A 19342-nucleotide genomic window follows, 5' to 3' on the forward strand; every position below is an offset into this window, starting at 1 on the left:
GAAGGTCCGCTGATGGACCCGATTGTCCTGCTGATCGTCGCCATCGTGCTAATGGTGCTTGCGTGGAAGTTCCTCGCCGGTCTGGTCAAGACCGCGGTGCTGGTCGTGATCCTGGTCGCGGCGGCAGTGTTTGTGTTTGGAGGGATCGGCTGATGCTCGCCGACAAGGATCGTATCTTCACCAACCTGTATGGTTTCCAGGACTGGCGGCTGCCGGCCGCGCAGATGCGCGGCGACTGGGACGATACACGGGCGCTGATCGGGCGCGGGCAGGATGCCATCATCAACGAGGTCAAGGCATCCGGCCTGCGCGGTCGCGGTGGCGCCGGCTTCCCGACGGGGATGAAGTGGTCCTTCATGCCGAAGGAAAGCAAGGATGGGCGCCCGTCCTTTCTGGTGATCAATGCGGACGAGTCCGAACCCGGTTCGTGCAAGGATCGGGAGATCATCCGCCATGATCCGCACAAGCTGGTGGAAGGGGCGCTGATCGCCGGCTTCGCCATGCGTGCTCGGGCGGCCTACATCTACATCCGTGGCGAGTACATCCGCGAGGCGGAAGTGCTGTTCGCGGCCGTTGCCGAGGCTTATTCCGCCGGCCTGCTGGGCAAGAACGCGGCGGGCTCTGGCTACGATTTCGACGTGTTCGTGCATCGCGGCGCGGGCGCCTACATCTGCGGCGAGGAAACCGCGATGATCGAAAGTCTGGAAGGCAAGAAGGGCCAGCCGCGCCTGAAGCCGCCTTTTCCGGCGGGCGCCGGCCTGTATGGCTGCCCCACCACGGTCAACAACGTCGAATCGATTGCCGTGGTGCCGACCATCCTGCGGCGTGGTGCGGCGTGGTTCTCCAGTTTTGGACGCGAGAACAACAAGGGTACCAAGCTTTTCCAGATCAGCGGCCATGTGGATCGCCCGTGCGTGGTGGAGGAGGAGATGAGCATTCCCTTCCGCGACCTAATCGAAAAGCATTGCGGCGGCATCACCGGCGGCTGGGACAATCTGCTGGCGGTGATCCCGGGCGGTTCTTCCGTCCCGCTGGTTCCGGCGGCCGAGATCATGGACTGCCCGATGGATTTCGACGGGCTGAAGGCACTGGGCAGCGGGCTTGGCACTGCGGCAATCATCGTGATGGACAAGTCTACCGACATCGTGCGCGCGATCAGCCGGCTGTCCTACTTCTACAAGCATGAAAGCTGCGGGCAGTGCACGCCGTGTCGTGAAGGCACCGGCTGGATGTGGCGGGTGATGGAGCGGCTGCGCACCGGCGATGCCGAGGTAAGCGAGATCGACATGCTGTACGAAGTGACCAAGCAGGTCGAGGGACACACGATCTGCGCCCTCGGTGATGCGGCCGCCTGGCCGATTCAGGGACTTATCAAGCATTTCCGCCCCGAGATCGAGCGGCGGATCGGCGACAAGGCGGTCATGATGCAGGAAGCAGCCGAGTAGCAATGCAACTGCCGGAAGCGACATCCGGCACGATAATGCGGCCTAATGCGAGGCGTTTGCGGTTGATTGGGTCTTTGACGTTGAATCCCGTTGAAGATGCATCAGCTGCTTGAAGATTAACCACGCTGCGGCCTTGCACTTGGCCGCCTGGTCGGACAGAGGAACACGGCGGAGCGATGCCGCGCTGCACCCATGGTCAGTGTCGACGCCCAAGCGGAAACAGAGATGCCTACAGTCACCGTTGACGGAACAGAGATCGAAGTGCCCGATGGGGCGACCGTGCTGCAAGCCTGCGAGCTTGCCGGCAAGGAGATCCCGCGCTTCTGCTACCATGAACGCCTCTCCATTGCCGGCAATTGCCGCATGTGTCTGGTAGAGGTTAAGCCCGGCCCGCCCAAGCCGCAGGCCAGCTGTGCGCTGCCGGCGACGCAGGGGCAGGAGATCCGCACCGACTCCGAGATGGTGAAGAAGGCGCGTGAAGGGGTGATGGAGTTTCTCCTGATCAACCACCCGCTGGATTGCCCGATCTGCGATCAGGGCGGCGAATGCGACCTGCAGGACCAGTCTGTCGCTTATGGTCGCGGCGGTTCCCGCTACCACGAGAACAAGCGGGCCGTGACCGAGAAGTACATGGGCCCATTGATCAAGACGATCATGACCCGCTGCATTCATTGCACCCGCTGCGTCCGCTTCTCTGAAGAGGTGGCCGGCGTGGACGAGATCGGCGCGCTTTACCGCGGCGAGGACATGCAGATCACCACCTATCTGGAACATGCCGCCAAGCACGAGCTGTCGGCCAATGTGATCGACCTGTGCCCCGTAGGTGCGCTGACCAGCCGGCCGTACGCCTATGAGGCGCGTCCGTGGGAGCTGAAGAAGACGCTGGGCATCGACGTGTCCGACGCCATGGGCTCCAACATCCGCATCGACGCGCGTGGCCGCGAAGTGCTGCGCGTGCTGCCGCGCAACAACGACGATGTGAACGAGGAGTGGTTGAGCGACAAGGCGCGCTGGCAGGTGGATGGCCTGGCCCGGCGCCGGCTCGACCGCGTGTGGATCCGGCGCGACGGCAAGCTGCAGCCAGCAAGCTGGGACGAAGCCTTCGGCATGATCGCTGCTGCCGCACGCGGTGCCAGCGTGGCGGCCGTGGCCGGTGACCTGCTCGATTGCGAGACGATGTTTGCGGCCCGCCGGCTGATGACGGCGCTCGGTTCCGATCTGCTGGAGAGCCGGCAGACGGGCATGAGCTACCCGGTCGGCAATCTGGCGGGTGTCAACTTCAACACCACCTTTGCGGGGATCGAGACGGCGGACGCCGTGCTTGTCGTGGGCAGCCACCTGCGCTGGGAAGCGCCGCTGCTGAATGTCCGCCTGCGCAAGGCGGCGAAGCGCGGTGCGAAGATCTTCATCGTCGGTCCTTACTGGGACACGACCTATGCCGCCGAGTTCCTGGGCGACGATGCCTCCATCCTGCACGACCTGCCCGATCATGTCGCAGCGGCGATGCAGAGTGCCGCGCGGCCGGCGATCGTCGTCGGCGCCGGCGGTCTGGTGGCGGGTGCGCATGGTCCGGCACTGGCACTGGCCCACGCCTGGAACGTCGTGCGCGACGTGGATGGCGTGCGCTGGAACGGCTTCAACGTGCTGCACATGGCGGCAGCGCGCATGGGCGCCCTGATGCTGGGGTTCGCTCGCCCGCGCGGTATCGCGGATCTGGCGCAGGCGGCACCTGCGGTGCTGTTGTCGCTTGGCGCGGACGAAGTGGATTACACCCGCTTTACCGGGGCGCTGAAGGTTTATGTCGGCCACCATGGCGACAAGGGCGCGGCGGCGGCGGACATCATCCTGCCGGGCAGCGCGTACACGGAAAAGGCCGGCACCTATGTGTCGACCGAAGGCCGGGTGCAGTTCGCCGACAAGGCGGCATTCGCGCCGGGCGATGCTCGGGAGGACTGGACCATCCTGCGTGCGCTGGCAGATGCGCTGGGCGTATCTGTCGGTTTCGACAGCTTCGAGCAGCTGCGCAGCGCCATGATCGCGGAGATTCCGGGGCTGGGCGTCGACGGTCTGGTCGATTTCGGACCGCTGCCGGCGGCCGAAAGCGCGGAGCGGGCCGGTGGCACCATCGTCTACCCGGTAAAGGACTTTTATCTCACCAACCCCATCGCGCGTGCGAGCGCCACGATGCAACGCTGTTCGGCCGAACTGCTGCATGGTGAGAACCTGGCGGAGGCCGCCGAATGATTCCCGTCTTTGAAGGCTGGGGCATGAGCTACGAGGCGGCCTGGGCTACCTCGACGATTGCCGGGATCCTGCTGATCGCCCTGCCGCTGATGCTGGCGGTGGCCATGGTGATCTATGTCGATCGCAAGATCTGGGCTGCCATGGCGCTACGTCGCGGTCCCAACGTGGTGGGGCCATTCGGGCTCCTGCAGAGCTTTGCCGACGGATTGAAGGTCTTCCTGCAGGAAACCATCATCCCGTCCGCTGCGAACAAGGGCCTGTTCCTGATCGCACCGATCATCACCTTCACGGTCGCGCTGGCGGCCTGGGCAGTAGTGCCGTTCAATTCCGGCGCAGTGCTGGCCGACATCAATGTGGGCCTGCTTTATATCCTCGCCGTCAGTTCGCTTGGTGTATACGGCGTGGTCATGTCGGGCTGGGCCTCGAACTCCAAGTACCCGTTCTTCTCCGCAATGCGCGCCGCCGCGCAGATGATCTCGTACGAGGTCTCCATCGGATTCATCCTGATCTGCGTGGTCCTGTGGGCCGGTTCGTTCAACATGAACGCGATTGTCGTGGCGCAGCGCGGCCACGGACTGGGCATCGTCAACGGTTTCTTCTTCAACCTGTTGCTGTTCCCGATGTGGGTGATGTTCCTGATCTCCTCCCTGGCAGAGACGGCCCGAGCCCCGTTCGACCTGACCGAGGCCGAGAGCGAACTGGTTGCCGGGTACCAGACCGAATACAGCTCCATGAGCTTTGCTCTGTTCTGGCTGGGCGAGTACGCCAACGTGCTCCTGATGTGCACGCTGAACGCGGTCCTGTTCTTCGGTGGCTGGCTGCCCCCGCTGGAGATCGGCATCCTGTACTGGGTCCCGGGCTTCGTCTGGCTGCTGCTCAAGATCGCATTCTTCTTCTTCGTCTTTTCCTGGATCAAGGCGACTGTGCCGCGCTTCCGCTATGATCAACTGATGCGGCTGGGCTGGAAGGTCTTTCTGCCGCTGAGCCTCGCCTTTGTCGTGCTGGTGAGCGGGTGGCTGATGTTCACGAGGTATGGCGCATGAGTATCGCGCAACTGGTCAAGTCGTTCACGCTGTGGGAGTTTTTGAAGGCCCACAGGCTGACGTTGAAGTACTTCTTCAAGCCGAAGGCGACGATCAACTATCCTTACGAGAAGAATCCGATCTCTCCGCGGTTCCGCGGCGAACATGCCTTGCGACGCTACCCGAATGGGGAAGAGCGCTGCATCGCGTGCAAGCTGTGCGAGGCCGTGTGCCCGGCGCTGGCAATCACCATCGAGTCCGAACCGCGCGACGACGGCAGCCGCCGTACCACGCGGTACGATCTGGACATGACCAAGTGCATCTATTGCGGGTTCTGCCAGGAGGCATGCCCCGTTGATGCGATCGTCGAGGGGCCGAACCTGGAATACTCGACAGAGACGCGCGAAGAATTGCTGTACGACAAAGCCAAGCTGCTGGCGAACGGGGACAAGTGGGAGCGTGCCATCGCTGCCAACCTTGAAGCCGACGCGCCGTATCGCTAGGCGCCGCTGACGCACGCGCCGGGACACACGACACATGCTGCAAGCCATAGCCTTTTACCTGTTCGCCGCGCTGGTCCTGCTCAGCGCGGTGTTCACGATCCTCGCCCGCAATCCGGTACATTCCGTGCTGTGGCTGATCCTCGCCTTCTTCAACGCTGCCGGGCTGATGGTGATCATCGGCGCCGAGTTCATCGCCATGCTGCTGGTAATCGTCTATGTCGGCGCGGTCGCGGTATTGTTCCTGTTCGTGGTCATGATGCTCGACATCGACTTTGCGGAACTGCGCGCATCCTTCATGAAGAATTTTCCTCTGGGTATCGCGATTGCCGCAGTGCTCCTGGCCGAACTGGTGCTGGGCATCGGTGTCTGGCAGTCTGGCGGATTGCAATTGGGTGTCGCCAGCGGAGAGGCAGCGCCGCTGCTGGGGCGCAGCAATATCGAGAGTATCGGTGCGCTGCTGTACGGCCGGTACCTGTTCCTGTTCGAATCGGCGGGTCTCATTTTGCTGGTAGCGATGGTCGGTGCGATCGTGCTGACCCATCGTGAAGGACGCGCTGTTCGCGGCCACCAGAACATCGGCAAGCAGATCGCGCGCCGTCCGGGAGATGCGACGGTGAATGTCCGGCCGGAAATCGGCCAGGGAGTGAAGTTGTGACCGGTCGAGAAGCTGAAGGTAAGCGCACATGATCGGCGTTGAACATTATGTCGTTGTCAGTTCGATCCTGTTCGTGCTGGGCGTCCTGGGCATCTTCCTGAACCGCAAGAACATCATCGTCATCCTGATGGCGATCGAACTGATCCTCCTGGCGGTGAACCTGAACCTGGTTGCCTTCAGCGCCTTTCTTGGCGACCTGACCGGGCAGATCTTCGCCATGTTCGTCCTGACCGTGGCCGCCGGCGAGGCTGCAATCGGCTTGGCCATCCTGGTTATCTACTTCCGCGGACGCGGCACCATCGCGGTGGACGACGTCAACCGGATGAAGGGGTAAGTACTTGTCCTCCATCCTCATCATCGTTTTCCTGCCGCTGCTGGCATCGATCGTCGCGGGGCTGGGCCATCCGGCGTTCGGCGCGACGGTGGCGAAGGCCATCACCACCGCTGGCCTGTTCGTGTCATGTGCGCTGAGCTGGCCGATCTTCCTTGCCTATCTTGGCGGCGATGTCGCCGGGCAGGTCGTGCCGCTCATGACCTGGGTACAGTCTGGTGACATGAGCTTCGACTGGGCGCTGCGCGTCGATACGCTGACGGCCATCATGCTGGTGGTGATCACCAGCGTCTCGGCACTCGTGCACCTGTACAGCTGGGGCTACATGGCGGAGGATCCTGACCAGCCCCGCTTTTTTGCTTATCTGTCGCTGTTCACCTTCGCCATGCTGATGCTGGTCACGGCGGACAACCTGGTGCAGATGTTCTTCGGCTGGGAAGGGGTCGGTCTTGCCTCCTATCTGCTGATCGGTTTCTGGTATCGCAAACCTTCGGCCGGTGCTGCCGCGATCAAGGCGTTCGTGGTGAACCGGGTGGGTGACCTCGGCTTCATGCTGGGCATCTTCGGCACGTTCCTGGTGTTCCAGACGACTTCGATCCCGGCCATCCTGGAAGCAGCCCCTGCAATGCAGGGTAGCACGATCACCTTCCTGAGCATGCGGCTCGACACGATGACGATCCTGTGTCTGCTGCTGTTCGTGGGTGCCATGGGCAAGTCGGCGCAGTTGGGCCTGCACACCTGGCTGCCGGACGCGATGGAGGGACCTACGCCTGTGTCGGCGCTGATCCACGCGGCCACCATGGTCACCGCGGGCGTGTTCATGCTGTGCCGCCTGTCCCCGATGTTCGAGGCGGCGCCTGCGGCGTTGACCTTTGTCACCTTCATCGGTGCGGCCACCTGCATCTTCGCCGCAACGGTGGGAACGACGCAGTGGGACATCAAACGGGTGATCGCCTATTCCACCTGCTCGCAGCTGGGATACATGTTCTTCGCCGCCGGTGTCGGCGCCTATGGCGCGGCGATGTTCCACCTGTTCACGCATGCCTTCTTCAAGGCGCTGCTGTTCCTCGGAGCGGGCAGCGTGATCCACGCGATGCATCATGAGCAGGACATGCGCTATTATGGTGGGCTGCGTAAGCACATCCCGCTGACCTTCTGCGCCATGCTGGCGGGTACGCTGGCGATCACCGGTGTCGGCATTTACTGGGTGCATGCAGGCTTCGCCGGCTTCCACTCCAAGGACGCGATCTTGGAAGCAGCATTTGCAAGCGGGACCGGCATGGGGCGGTTTGCCTTCTGGGTCGGCGCGCTGGCGGCTCTGCTGACCAGCTTCTACTCCTGGCGGCTGATGTTTCTCACCTTCTGGGGCAAGCCGCGCTGGGCGCTATCCGAGCATATCCAGCATGCGATGCATGATGCGCATGGCCACCATGACGCACACGGCCATGCCGAGCATGCTGCGCACAATCCGCCTGCGCAGGAAGATGCCGGGCATGATCACAGCCATGCTGTACCTTCGGCGCAGCAGGATGACGGGACGGCCGGTTACCACCCGCACGAAAGTCCGTGGTCCATGCTGATCCCGCTGGTCGTGCTGACGGTCGGCGCGGTGTTTGCCGGCTTCATGTTCAGCCCGTTCTTCCTGGAAAGCGAGAGCGTGTGGAACGGCGCGATCGCCTATAACGAGCATCTGATGCACGAGATGCATCTGGTCCCGCTGTGGGTAAAGCTGTCAGCTACCATCGTGATGCTGATCGGTCTGGCGGTTGCCTGGCTGGCCTACGTCCGCGATACCTCCATTCCGGGGAAGACCGCGGCGGCGCTGGGTCCGGTCTACCGCTTCCTGTTTAACAAGTGGTATTTCGACGAACTATACCATGCCGTATTCGTGAAGCCGTCTTTCGCGCTTGGTCGCGTGTTCTGGCAGAAGGGTGATGTCGGCGGGATCGATCGGTTCGGTCCCAATGGCGCGGCGTTTGTCGTGCAACAGGGGGCGGTGCTCGCACGCAAGGTGCAGTCGGGCTATCTCACCAGCTATGCTCTGGTCATGCTGCTCGGCCTTGTCGCCGTGGTCAGCTGGGTGCTCGTGTAATGGGGGGTTTTCCGATCCTTTCGCTGATGTTGCTGGTACCTTTGCTGGGTGCCATCGCGTGCCTGTTCGTGAATGAACGCGCCGCGCGTTCGATCGCGCTAGCCGCTACTGCCATTGACCTCGTGCTGGGCGTGATCCTGTGGACCAGCTTCGACATCGGAGGCGCGCAGTGGCAGTTCACCGAGCGAGCGGACGTGTTTGCCGGCTTCGCGTGGGCGCTCGGCATCGATGGCATCGCTCTCATGCTGATCGTGCTCAGCGTGTTCCTGATGCCGATCTGCATCCTGGCCAGTCAGGCGATCAGCAAGCGGGTGCCTGAATACATGGCCGCATTCCTGTTCATGGAAGTGCTGATGATCGGTGTGTTCAGCGCGCAGGACATTTTCCTGTTCTACATCTTCTTCGAAGCCAGCCTGATCCCGATGTACCTGATCATCGGGATCTGGGGCGGGGACAACCGCATTTACGCCAGCTACAAGTTCTTCCTGTATACACTGTTCGGATCGCTGCTGATGCTGATCGCGATGCTGTGGATGGTGAACGTGGCGGGTACCAGCAGCATCCCGGCGCTCATGGTCTACGACTTCCCCGTCGATGCGCAGTTCTGGCTGTTCCTCGCCTTCTTCGCCAGCTTCGCGGTCAAGATGCCGATGTGGCCGGTGCATACCTGGCTGCCCGATGCGCACGTTCAGGCGCCGACGGCGGGCTCGGTCATCCTGGCTGGCGTGCTGCTGAAGATGGGCGGTTATGGCTTCCTGCGCTTCAGCCTGCCGATGTTCCCCGAAGCGAGCGCCGAACTGGCCTGGCTGATCTGGGTCCTGTCGATGATCGCCGTGGTGGTGACCAGCCTGATTGCGCTGGTGCAGCACGACATGAAGAAGCTGATCGCTTATTCCTCAGTTGCCCATATGGCGATCGTGACAATCGGCCTGTTCGCGTTCAACGTGCAGGGGCTGGAAGGCGCGATGATGGTGATGCTGGGTCACGGCCTGGTGTCAGGGGCGTTGTTCCTGTGTGTCGGCGTGATCTACGACCGGCTGCACACCCGCGAGATCAGTCGGTATGGCGGTCTGGCGATCAACATGCCGCGCTATGCGTTGTTCTTCCTGCTGTTCACCATGGCCAGCGTCGGCTTGCCGGGCACCAGCAATTTCGTGGGCGAGTTCCTGAGCCTCGCCGGCGCTTATCAGGTGAACAGCTGGGTCGCCTTTGTCGGCACAACCGGCATCATCCTGGGTGCGGCCTACATGCTGTACCTGTACCGCCGCGTCGTGTTTGGCGAACAGAAGAATGCCGATGCTGCCGCCATGCCGGACCTGAATGCGCGCGAATGGGCGATGCTGGCGCCGCTGGCGGCTGCGACGCTCTGGATGGGCATCTATCCCGAAAGCTTCCTGGCGCCGATGCGGTCCGACATCGCGATCCTGGACGCTCGTCTGGCCCGCGCCGCGCCCGAAAGCGACGCCCGGCTCGTGATGGGAACGGTCGCGCCAGCGGCCCAGGGTGGCGATGAAGCGCCAGCCCACGGAACTGACGCGCATGGGGGCGCGCACTGATGGATTTCTCGACTTCGCTCGCGCTGATTGCACCGGAACTGGTGCTGTCGCTTTCCGGCCTGGCGCTGCTGCTGGTGGCGGCGTGGGCCGGCGACCGTGCCGCCCGCACCATCAGCGTGCTGGCGTGCATGGCACTCGGTGCGGCCTTCGCGCTGTGCCTCCCGGTCGTGAATGGCGGCCTTGCGGGCGCCGATCGTATCGCCTTCGACGGACAGTTCCGGGCGGATGCTTTCGCGTCCCTCGCCAAACTGATGATCTATGCTGCCAGCCTTGCGGCTCTGGTATTGGCACCGGCCTTCCTTGAGCGGATCCGGTCGATGCGGGCGGAATATCCGGTACTGGTGCTGTTTTCTGCCGTGGGCATGAGCATCATGGTGTCCGCGACCGACCTGCTGACCCTGTATATTGGCCTGGAGATGCAATCGCTGGCAGCATATGTGCTGGCGTCCTTCGTGCGAGACGACAACCGTTCGGCCGAGGCGGGGCTGAAGTACTTCGTGCTGGGTTCGCTGGCATCCGGCATCCTGCTGTTCGGCATGAGCCTGACGTACGGCTTTTCCGGCAGCACCGCATTCGACGCCATCGGCGTTGCGCTGGGCGGCGATCTGAGCACTGGCGCCTTGTTCGGGCTGGTCTTCGTGATGGCAGGTCTGGCGTTCAAGATCAGCGCCGTGCCGTTCCACATGTGGACTCCCGATGTCTATGAAGGCGCGCCGATGCCGGTCACGGCATTCTTCGCCAGCGCACCCAAGGTGGCGGCGATTGCGTTGCTCACGCGTGTGCTGATGGAGGCGTTCGGCTCGCAGGTTGATTCTTGGCGGCAGATCGTGGTGTTCCTGGCGCTTGCATCCATCGTGGTGGGCGCATTGGGTGCAATCGGGCAGGACAACGTCAAGCGCCTGCTGGCTTATTCCTCCATCAACAATGTCGGCTTCATCCTGATCGGCCTGGCGGTGGCGAGCAGCGCTGGTACGAGTGCCATGCTGGTCTACCTGTCGATCTACGTGCCGATGACCATTGCCGGCTTTGTTGCGGTGCTGATGCTGCGGAATGCCGCGGGTGAGCCGATCGAGCGGATCGCGGACCTGGCGGGTCTGTCACGCGTACGGCCGGCCGTGGCCTGGTGCCTGATGATCGTGATGTTCAGCCTTGCCGGAATTCCGCCGATGTTTGGATTCTGGGGCAAGTTCGTGGTGTTCCAGGCAGCCGTGCAGGCCGACATGGTCGTGCTGGCCGCCGTCGGCATCGCCGCCAGCGTGATTGGCGCGTTCTATTACCTGAAGATCGTCAAGGTCATGTTTTTTGACGAGCCATCGGGCGCGGTCGTGTCCGGCGTTGGTGAGCGTGGCGACAGATCCCTGGGCACGTTGCTGGCGCTGTCCACGCTGATGATTTCGCCGTTCGGCTTCCTGGCGACCGGCTGGCTGGGGGCCGTGGCAGATCGGGCAGCGGCATCGCTGCTGCTGCTTGCCTGACGGCCTTGCGCCGCATTGGGACCGCGGCATGATAGAGATTGTCGCGGACACCGCCTCGACCAACGCGGATTTGCTGCAGCGCCGCAGGTCGGGGCTGCCGGCGGGGGAAGGATGCTGGCTGGTCGCCGATCGCCAGCATGGTGGGCGTGGTCGGCAGGGCCGGGCCTGGCTCGATGCTCCCGGCAATTTCATGGGTTCGACGATCATCGTTGCCCGGGCTGGCGATCCGCCGGCCACCACACTGCCGCTTGCCTGCGGCCTGGCCGTGCTGGAGGCGCTGGTGCCGCTGGTACCCGTTCCCGGGCAATTGCAGCTGAAATGGCCTAACGATGTCCTGCTGCGTGGCGGCAAGATAGCCGGCATCCTGCTGGAGCGGGAGAGTGACACGATCATCGCAGGCATCGGCGTGAACCTGGCGACTGCGCCATTGGTGGCGAATCGGCAGGTCGGCACACTCGGCAAGGTGGGGCCGGCGCCCGACCGGGACAGCTTTGCCCGCAATCTGGCAACTGCGTTCGTCCGCGCGCTGGAACTCTGGCGCGCCGAGGGTGCCCCGGGCACGATCGCTCGGTGGCTGGCCGCAGCGCACCCGGTCGGCAGCGCGCTGGCTGTGCATGATGATGCCGGGCTGCGGATCGGCGGTCGGTTCGCGGGACTGGAGCCGGATGGCGCATTGCGGCTGGCGGTGGATGCTGGCGCCATCCGGGTCATCCGGGCCGGCGATGTGGTGCTGGAAGGATGCGAGGCCTGACATGCTGCTGGCGGTGGATGTCGGCAACACCAATGTGGTGTTCGCCCTGATCGAGGCGGGGACGATCCGTACCCGCTGGCGCATAGCCACGGATGTGCGGCGCACGGCCGACGAATATGCGGTGTGGCTGCTGCAGCTGATGGCGATCGAGGAGGTCGAGCGTTCGGCCATCGCCACGATGATCGTGTCCAGCGTCGTGCCGCGGGCGCGGCACAATCTGGAAGTGCTGGCCCAGAAATATTTCGGCCTGAACCCGCTGCATGCCGGCGAGGGCGCCGCAGCCTGGGACTTCCCGATCCATGTGGACGAGCCGCGCACATTGGGCGCGGACCGAGCGGTCAATGCCCTGGCGGCGCATGCCGGGTTCGACGGCGACCTGATCGTGGTCGATTTCGGTACGGCGACCACCTTTGACGTGATCAGCGGTGATGGCGCGTATCAGGGTGGGATCATTGCGCCGGGCATCAACCTGTCGCTGGATGCACTGGTCAACAACACGGCGAAGCTGCCGCGCATTGCGATCGACCATCCGCGCACCACATCCGTTACCGGACGCAACACTGAAGACCAGATGCAGATCGGCGTCTTCTGGGGTTATGTCGCCATGATGGAAGGGCTGATCGCCCGCCTCAAGGCCGAGATCGGCCGACCTTGCCGGGTGATTGCAACCGGCGGGCTGGCCTTGCTGTTTCAACGGCACACGCGCATCTTTGACGCGGTGGATGCCGATCTTACATTGAAGGGGCTGGCGATCCTCGCCGCCCGAGCGGAAAGTTTGAATGAAGAAAAATTTCGCGCCTGAAGACGAGTTGCTGTTCCTGGCCCTGGGCGGGTCGGGCGAGGTCGGCATGAACGTCACGCTGTATGGCTGCCGCGGGCAATGGCTGATGGTCGATCTGGGCATGAGCTTCGGAGCCAACGAATATCCTGGCACCGAGCTGATGTTCGCGGACATCCAGTTCATCGAGGACCGTGCCGAGTCGCTGCTCGGCATCGTGATCACCCACGGGCACGAGGACCATATCGGCGCCTTGCCCTATTTCGCCGCCGACCTGGGCGTGCCGCTCTATGCCACGCCGTTCACCGCGGACCTGGTGCGGCGCAAGCTGCAGGAGGCGGGGCTGGCCGGTGAGGTCAAGCTGCACATCATCGACGATGATCACGGTCCGTTGAAGCTGGGGCCGTTCGCAGTCGAGTGGCTGCCGATGGCGCACTCCATTGCCGAGAGCCATGCTTTGCTGATCGAAACGCCTTTTGGCCGGGTGTTCCATTCGGGCGACTGGAAGCTGGATGATCAGCCGCTGATCGGCGAACCCACGACAGCCGAGGAGCTGGCGGAGATCGGCGACGAGGGCGTGCTGGCGCTGATCTGCGATTCGACCAATGTCTTCAACCAGACCGCATCCGGCTCCGAGGGCGAGGTGCTGCGCGGGATGATGGAAGAGGTCGCCCGGCACAAGGGCAAGCGGGTGCTGGTCACCACCTTCGCCTCGAACGTGGCGCGTCTGCACACATTGGGCGAGGTCGCGCGGGCGACGGGGCGGCAACTGGTTGTTGCCGGCCGCTCGCTGGACCGGATCATCCAGGTGGCACAGGACAATGGCTACCTGTCCAAGCTGCCCGAGACGGTCGACTTCGATACCGCGATGGGCCTGCCGCGTGGCGAAGTGCTGATCGTCGCGACAGGCGGACAGGGTGAGCCGCGGGCGGCGCTGGGGCGCATCGCCGAAGGCACGCATCAGCTGGAGCTTAGTGCGGGCGACGTCGTGCTGTTCTCCAGCCGGCAGATCCCCGGCAACGAACTGGCGATCGGCCGCATCCAGAACATGCTTGCCGCGCGCGGCGTCGTCATGGTCAGTGATCGGCAGAGCCTGATCCACGTCTCCGGCCACCCCGGGCGGCCTGAGCTGGAGGCGCTGTATGGCTGGCTCCGCCCGCAGATCCTGGTGCCGGTGCATGGCGAACTGCGGCATCTGCAGGAGCAGGCGCGGGTCGGCAAGGCGGCTGGCATCCCCGATCAGGTGGTGCAGGTGAACGGCGAGATCGTGCGACTGGCCCCCGGCAAGCCGGGCAAGCTGGCCCGCGTGCCGAACGGCAGGCTGGTGCTGGATGGCGACATCATCGTGCCGGCTGATGGCGAGGCGATCGTCACCCGTCGCCGCCTCGCGCGTGACGGTCTGGTGATCGTGGTGCTGGACGGGCGCGGCGGTGCGCAGGTGCAGGGTCTGGGCCTGCCCCTGGACGAGGATTACGCCGCCTTCGTGGCAGAGGCGGAGCGTGACATCGCGACGTCGCTGGGCCGGCTGAAGGGCCGGGACCGGGCAGATGCGGCAGCGCAGGAGGAGGCTGCCAGGCTGGCGGCCCGCCGTGCGGCGCAGCGCTGGTCCGGCAAGAAGCCACAGATGCGCATCATCCACCCGCGCTAAGGATGGGATCGCCGGCGTGAAGTGGACCTCCATCCTGGCGATCTATGCGCTGTTCTGGGTGTTCAGCGCCTTCCTGCTGCTGCCTTTCGGGGTTCGTACGCATGAGGAGGCAGGTGTGGAGAAGGTGCCGGGGCAGGCCGACAGTGCGCCGGCGACCTTCCGGCCCGGGCGGCTGATGGCGCGTGCCACGCTGCTGGCCACGCTGCTGTGCGGACTATACGTGCTCAACTACACGCAGGGCTGGATCACGGCCCAGGACCTGAACCTGTTCGGAGAGCCGCCTGCCGGCGCCGATTACCGCAAGATCGACCGCCCGGCCTGACACGGGCCGGGCAGGGTTATGCCCATCAGTCGGCGAGCCGCTCCGTCGCCTGGGCGAGTGCGACATAGAGCTTCCCCATGTCGGACGACAGCAGCGTCACCGCCAGTGGATTGCCTGCGCGGGTGGCGAGCACCTCCCGCAGCAGCAGTTCGAAATCGTGCAGGTAATTGTCCACCGCCTCCCGGAAGGCGGCATCGCCATCATGCAGGCCGGCGATCCGGTCCGCGTCGCCGGCGTCCAGCAGGCGCACCGCCCGGCGGGTGAAGCGACCCTGATCGCCCGCCAGATAGGCGTTCCAGTCGGCTTCCTCTATCTCCCCCGCGAAGGTGCGGGTCAGGTCGATCGCTTCGCTGTTCAGCCGCTGCAGGATGGCAGCCATGCTCGCGGCAAAGCCGTTGTCGATCCGCGCCAGGGCCTGCTCCCGCGCTGCAGCGATGCGCTGTTCCAGCGCCTCCGCCAGCGCTTCCACCTCGACCATGGTGGCGGCCAGCTGTGAGCGGGCGGCGCCGGCACCGGCTTCTGCATGGGCGGGCAGGGCGGACAGGCGCTGTTCCAGCAGGTCCATCTGCGCAAGTGTCGCGGTGCCTTCGCCGCGCGCAGCCGAAAGGCGGGCGGCGACCGCCTCGCCCCGTTCCACCAGGCGTTCCACCTGTGCCACATGTTCCTGCTGACGCCGGGCGATATCGGCATCCAGCATCTCGAAATGCTCGCGCAGCATGATGGTGGCGCCGGCCTCCCGCTCCGCCGCCTCTACCTCGCGCTGGCGGCGCTCGCCCTCGAACAGCGCCAGCCGTTCGGCGGCCGAGCGTTCCAGCGCCAGCGCATCTTCGTGCAGCGCGGCCAGGCGCTCGCGCGCTGCTTGCGCAGTCTGCTGGTCCAGTCGGCCAACCCGCTGCAGCGTATCGGTCATCCGCGCCTCGAACGCGGTCAGCGCCGCCGTCCAGGTCGCACCAGCCTCGCTCTCGCTGGCACGAAGCTGCGCGACGAAGCCCCTCGAGCGATCTTCCAGCGTGGCCATGCGGTGTTCGGCGACGCCGGCCAGCAGGTTGCTCTGGCGGGTCAGTTCGGCAATCGTGCCTTCCAGCGCGGACCGCAGGCTGGCGACTTCCGCCTCCGTCTCGTCACCGCTGATACCCAGCCGTTCGACCGCTTCGGTCAGCACGCCGACCTGATCGCCAGCGGCTTGTCCGGCCAGGCCGATCCGGTTGGTCAGGTCGCGCATTGCCGCACCGAGCACGGGCAGGTCGTTGCGGACCTTCTCCATGTTGGCGGCAGCGTTTGTGCTGATGCGGCCGATCGCCTCGACCTCCTGCATGTTGTCGCCTATCAGCGATTGCAGCTTCTGTCCGCTGGTGGACAGCCGGTCGACCGCAACACGGCCCAGGCTCTCGAGATCGCGGGACTGGCCGGCCACGAAGTCACGGGCAAGGCTGAGCTCGCGGTTCACCGTGGCGAGGCGCTGTTCCAGCAGCGCAGCCTCCTGCTGCAGCAACCGTGCCGTGCCGCCGAAGCGTACGGCCTCTCGCTGGCTGTTGCGCATGGCGAGCAGCCACAATGCGGCGAGCAGCACCGGCACGATCGCCCATTCGGCCACCAGCCCGGCCCACATCGCCGGTGGAGTGGCGATGCCGAGATGCGGCGCGTTGGCCCACAGGAAGAACGCGGTCCAGCCTGCTGCTGCGATCAGCGCCAGTGCAGCAGGGGCCCGCGATCGGGCACCGACATCGTCCGCCGGTTCGGCAGCGGACCAGTCGTGCATGTCGGCCGCAACCTGCGGGCGCTGCACCGGCACGTTGTCGGTCTGTTCTGTGTCGGTCCCGTGGCTCAAGATCATTCGTCCGTTCCCCATGCCGCTGCCTAGCACAAGTGCCGGGTGGCGGCACCCGCTTTGCCGCATGGCGCCCGCGCCATCCACAATCACGTGGCGTTCGGCGCACAGGGCATTGCCCCATACCCGGCAGATTGGCAGGGGTGCAGGATGATTGCTGTTCCATCCTGTCCGGCCTGATCGCATGCGTACCGCGGTCCTGACCATCGTGGAGCCGTCGCTGGCGGATGCCGCGGGCGCGCGGCCGCTGGCATTGCAGCAGCTGAGCTTTGCGGCGGCGATGGGCTGCCGGCAGATCATCGTGGTGGCGGAGCGGGAAGGCGCCGAATCGCTGACGCTGGCTGGCAAGGCGCGCGTGCTGGGGCTGACGGTGCGTTTCGTGCGCGATGCGCATGGCCTGCTGGGCGCGGTCAGCGCGGCCGAGGAACTGCTGGTCGTATCACCCGAACTGCTGCCCGAGGCGCCGGAGGTGGCCGGGCAGCTGCAGCACGGAACTGCCATCCTGACCCTGCCGGCGGACGGCGCGGTCGAGGCCGGCTTCGAACGCATCGATGGCGAGCGGGCCTGGGCCGGGGTGGCGATCATTCCCGGGCAACTGGTCGAGCGGCTGGCCGACCTGCCACCCGACTGCGACACCGCCGCCGCCTTGCTGCGCATCGCCTTGCAGGCGGGCGTGCGGGAGCGGGAGCTGGACGACGCCGTGATGGAGCAGGGCTGCTGGTCGCTGGCAGCCGGCGGACGGGCGCGACGTCTGTCGGGCGAAGCGTGGCTGCGGCGTCAGTTGCTCTGGCGCGGCCGACAGGACGTGACCGGCCGGGCGGCGAGCACCGTCATCGGCCGGTGGCTCGACCCACTGCTTTATCGCGGGGGCGAGGCAAGCGGCGCCCTGGCCCTGTCGCTACTGCTGCTGGTACTGGCGCTGGTGCTGCCGCTGGCTGGTCTGCCCGCCTGGGGGTTGGCCGCACTCGCGCCGGCGGTGATGCTGCGGGATCTCGCCAGCCGCTTGCGACGCATGGCCGCAGGGCCGTTCGCACCCAAGGGGCAGCATGGCCGGATCGCCCGGTACTTCTCGGTTGCCGTCGATATGGCGCTGCTGATCGGGCTGACGAGCGCGATCGATGGCGACTGGACCAACCGGCTGTTCCCCCCGCTGGTGCTGCTTGCGGCTCTGCACGCGCCGGAGGCCGATTGCCGCCCATGGCAGGTCGGCTGGATGGGAGATCGCATGGCACTGGCGGCGCTGTTGTCGCTCGGCACGGCGCTGGGGCTGGCGCAAGTGCTGACCATGGCGCTGGCGCTGCTGCTGCTGATCAGTGACCGGCTTGTCGCCCGCCGGACCAGCACGCTTCGTGCCGGATAGCAGAACGGCCCGGACTGCGTGTCCGGGCCGTTCCGTGTTCAACGCTGCGCGACCGGCACGTAATCGCGTTCCGTCGGCCCGGTATAGAGCTGACGGGGGCGGCCGATGACCTGCGCGGGATCGCTGATCATCTCGTTCCATTGCGCCACCCAGCCCACGGTGCGGGCGAGGGCGAACAGCACGGTGAACATGGTGGTCGGGAAGCCGATCGCCGACAGGATCACGCCCGAGTAGAAGTCGACATTGGGAAACAGCTTCTTCTCGATGAAGTAGTCGTCGCTCAGCGCCAGCTCTTCCAGCCGCAGGGCGGTCTCGAACACGGGATCCTGCACGTTCAATGCCTCGAACACTTCACGCACGGTCTTCTGCATCACGGTCGCGCGCGGATCGTAGTTCTTGTACACGCGGTGACCGAAGCCCATCAGGCGGAACGGGTCGTTCTTGTCCTTGGCGCGCTCGATATAATGCGGGATGCGGTCGGGCGTGCCGATCTCCCGCAGCATCTCCAGCGCGGCCTCGTTGGCGCCGCCATGCGCCGGGCCCCACAGGCAGGCGATCCCGGCCGCCATGCAGGCGAAGGGGTTGGCGCCTGACGAACCCGCCAGCCGCACCGTGGAGGTGGAGGCGTTCTGCTCGTGATCGGCATGCAGGATGAAGATCTTGTCCATCGCCCGCTCGACTGCCGGCAACACCTCATATTCCTCCGCCGGGACGCCGAAGGTCATCTGCAGGAAGTTGCCGGTGTAGCTGAGCGAGTTCTTCGGCTGCATGAAGGGCTGGCCGATGGAGTACTTGTACGCCATCGCCGCGATCGTAGGCATCTTGGCGATCAGCCGGTGGCTGCTGATCCGGCGATGTTCCGGATCGGCAATGTCCGTGCTGTCATGATAGAAGGCCGACAGCGCACCGACCACGCCGCACATGATCGCCATCGGGTGCGCATCACGCCGGAACCCCTGATAGAACCGCGCCAGCTGCTCGTGCAGCATGGTGTGACGGCTGATCGTGTAAGTGAACTTGTCCAGCTCGTCGGCCGTGGGCAGCTCGCCATTGAGCAGCAGGTACGACACTTCCATGAAGCTGGACTGTTCCGCCAGCTGCCCGATCGGATAGCCGCGATGGAGCAGGACGCCTTCCTCGCCATCGATATAGGTCAGGGCGCTTTCGCACGATGCCGTCGACTTGTAGCCGGGATCGAAGGTGAACATGCCGGTCTGTCCGTAAAGCTTACGGATATCGACCACGTCCGGCCCGGTGGTGCCTTGCATGACAGGAAGGTCGAAACCGGCCCCGTCTACTGTCAGCTTCGCCTGATTGTCCGCCAAAGCGTGT

Annotated in this window: 17 protein-coding genes; 15 read left to right on the plus strand and 2 right to left on the minus strand. The window is 64.9% G+C overall.

The genetic code is table 11. The features are described from left to right. Positions 1 to 12: 12 nt before the first annotated feature. From PK98_RS17200 to PK98_RS03940, 14 genes are all read left to right on the plus strand, one after another. Positions 13 to 153, plus strand: a complete 141-nt coding sequence (locus PK98_RS17200) for a hypothetical protein (protein ID WP_162835546.1) — start codon at positions 13 to 15, stop codon at positions 151 to 153. After that, positions 153 to 1445, plus strand: a complete 1293-nt coding sequence (gene nuoF / locus PK98_RS03880) for an NADH-quinone oxidoreductase subunit NuoF (RefSeq protein WP_039094424.1) — start codon at positions 153 to 155, stop codon at positions 1443 to 1445. Before PK98_RS17200 ends, nuoF begins: the two co-directional genes overlap by 1 nt. Before the next feature lie 225 nt (positions 1446 to 1670). Then, positions 1671 to 3689, plus strand: a complete 2019-nt coding sequence (gene nuoG / locus PK98_RS03885) for an NADH-quinone oxidoreductase subunit NuoG (protein WP_039096208.1) — start codon at positions 1671 to 1673, stop codon at positions 3687 to 3689. Continuing rightward, on the plus strand, positions 3686 to 4732 hold the full coding sequence (gene nuoH, locus PK98_RS03890; protein WP_039094426.1) for an NADH-quinone oxidoreductase subunit NuoH: 1047 nt from the start codon (positions 3686 to 3688) through the stop codon (positions 4730 to 4732). Before nuoG ends, nuoH begins: the two co-directional genes overlap by 4 nt. Next, positions 4729 to 5214: an NADH-quinone oxidoreductase subunit NuoI gene (gene nuoI, locus PK98_RS03895; RefSeq protein ID WP_039094428.1), complete on the plus strand. Its 486-nt coding sequence runs from the start codon at positions 4729 to 4731 to the stop codon at positions 5212 to 5214. Before nuoH ends, nuoI begins: the two co-directional genes overlap by 4 nt. A 34-nt stretch (positions 5215 to 5248) precedes the next feature. After that, positions 5249 to 5869 carry an NADH-quinone oxidoreductase subunit J gene (locus PK98_RS03900; protein WP_039094430.1) on the plus strand — a complete coding sequence of 207 codons (621 nt, stop codon included), beginning with the start codon at positions 5249 to 5251 and terminating at the stop codon, positions 5867 to 5869. Positions 5870 to 5897: 28 nt separating this feature from the next. Further along, on the plus strand, positions 5898 to 6203 hold the full coding sequence (gene nuoK / locus PK98_RS03905; RefSeq protein WP_039094432.1) for an NADH-quinone oxidoreductase subunit NuoK: 306 nt from the start codon (positions 5898 to 5900) through the stop codon (positions 6201 to 6203). A gap of 4 nt (positions 6204 to 6207) precedes the next feature. Further along, positions 6208 to 8292, plus strand: coding sequence for an NADH-quinone oxidoreductase subunit L (gene nuoL, locus PK98_RS03910; protein ID WP_039094434.1), 2085 nt, complete (start codon positions 6208 to 6210; stop codon positions 8290 to 8292). Then, positions 8292 to 9848: an NADH-quinone oxidoreductase subunit M gene (locus tag PK98_RS03915; protein ID WP_039094435.1), complete on the plus strand. Its 1557-nt coding sequence runs from the start codon at positions 8292 to 8294 to the stop codon at positions 9846 to 9848. Before nuoL ends, PK98_RS03915 begins: the two co-directional genes overlap by 1 nt. Next, the gene (nuoN, locus tag PK98_RS03920; protein ID WP_039094436.1) at positions 9848 to 11323 is read left to right on the plus strand and encodes an NADH-quinone oxidoreductase subunit NuoN; all 1476 of its coding nucleotides are present in this window, start codon (positions 9848 to 9850) and stop codon (positions 11321 to 11323) included. The genes PK98_RS03915 and nuoN overlap by 1 nt, the downstream gene beginning before the upstream one ends. 28 nt (positions 11324 to 11351) lie before the next feature. Beyond that, entirely contained in the window at positions 11352 to 12074 is a 723-nt protein-coding gene (locus PK98_RS03925; protein WP_039094438.1) for a biotin--[acetyl-CoA-carboxylase] ligase, read from the plus strand. 1 nt (position 12075) lies between these two features. Then, positions 12076 to 12876 (plus strand): type III pantothenate kinase, encoded by an 801-nt coding sequence (locus PK98_RS03930; RefSeq protein WP_039094440.1) that lies wholly within the window; start codon positions 12076 to 12078, stop codon positions 12874 to 12876. Continuing rightward, positions 12854 to 14500 carry a ribonuclease J gene (locus tag PK98_RS03935; RefSeq protein WP_039094442.1) on the plus strand — a complete coding sequence of 549 codons (1647 nt, stop codon included), beginning with the start codon at positions 12854 to 12856 and terminating at the stop codon, positions 14498 to 14500. The genes PK98_RS03930 and PK98_RS03935 overlap by 23 nt, the downstream gene beginning before the upstream one ends. 16 nt (positions 14501 to 14516) lie before the next feature. After that, a complete protein-coding gene (locus tag PK98_RS03940) occupies positions 14517 to 14822 on the plus strand; it encodes a DUF1467 family protein (RefSeq protein WP_039094444.1) in 306 nt (101 codons plus the stop codon). Positions 14823 to 14847: 25 nt separating this feature from the next. Here the strand turns inward: PK98_RS03940 and PK98_RS03945 are convergent, their stop codons facing one another. Beyond that, complete coding sequence (locus PK98_RS03945) at positions 14848 to 16650, minus strand: coiled-coil domain-containing protein (protein ID WP_152608526.1); 1803 nt, start codon at positions 16648 to 16650, stop codon at positions 14848 to 14850. Positions 16651 to 16834: 184 nt separating this feature from the next. Here PK98_RS03945 and PK98_RS15905 point away from each other — a divergent pair, with 184 nt between their 5' ends. Further along, positions 16835 to 18010, plus strand: coding sequence for a hypothetical protein (locus PK98_RS15905; RefSeq protein WP_052207997.1), 1176 nt, complete (start codon positions 16835 to 16837; stop codon positions 18008 to 18010). Positions 18011 to 18048: 38 nt separating this feature from the next. Here the strand turns inward: PK98_RS15905 and PK98_RS03955 are convergent, their stop codons facing one another. Beyond that, positions 18049 to 19335, minus strand: coding sequence for a citrate synthase (locus tag PK98_RS03955; protein ID WP_039094449.1), 1287 nt, complete (start codon positions 19333 to 19335; stop codon positions 18049 to 18051). Positions 19336 to 19342 lie beyond the last annotated feature (7 nt).

The organism is Croceibacterium mercuriale (assembly GCF_000802385.1).
GTDB classification, from domain to species: domain Bacteria; phylum Pseudomonadota; class Alphaproteobacteria; order Sphingomonadales; family Sphingomonadaceae; genus Croceibacterium; species Croceibacterium mercuriale.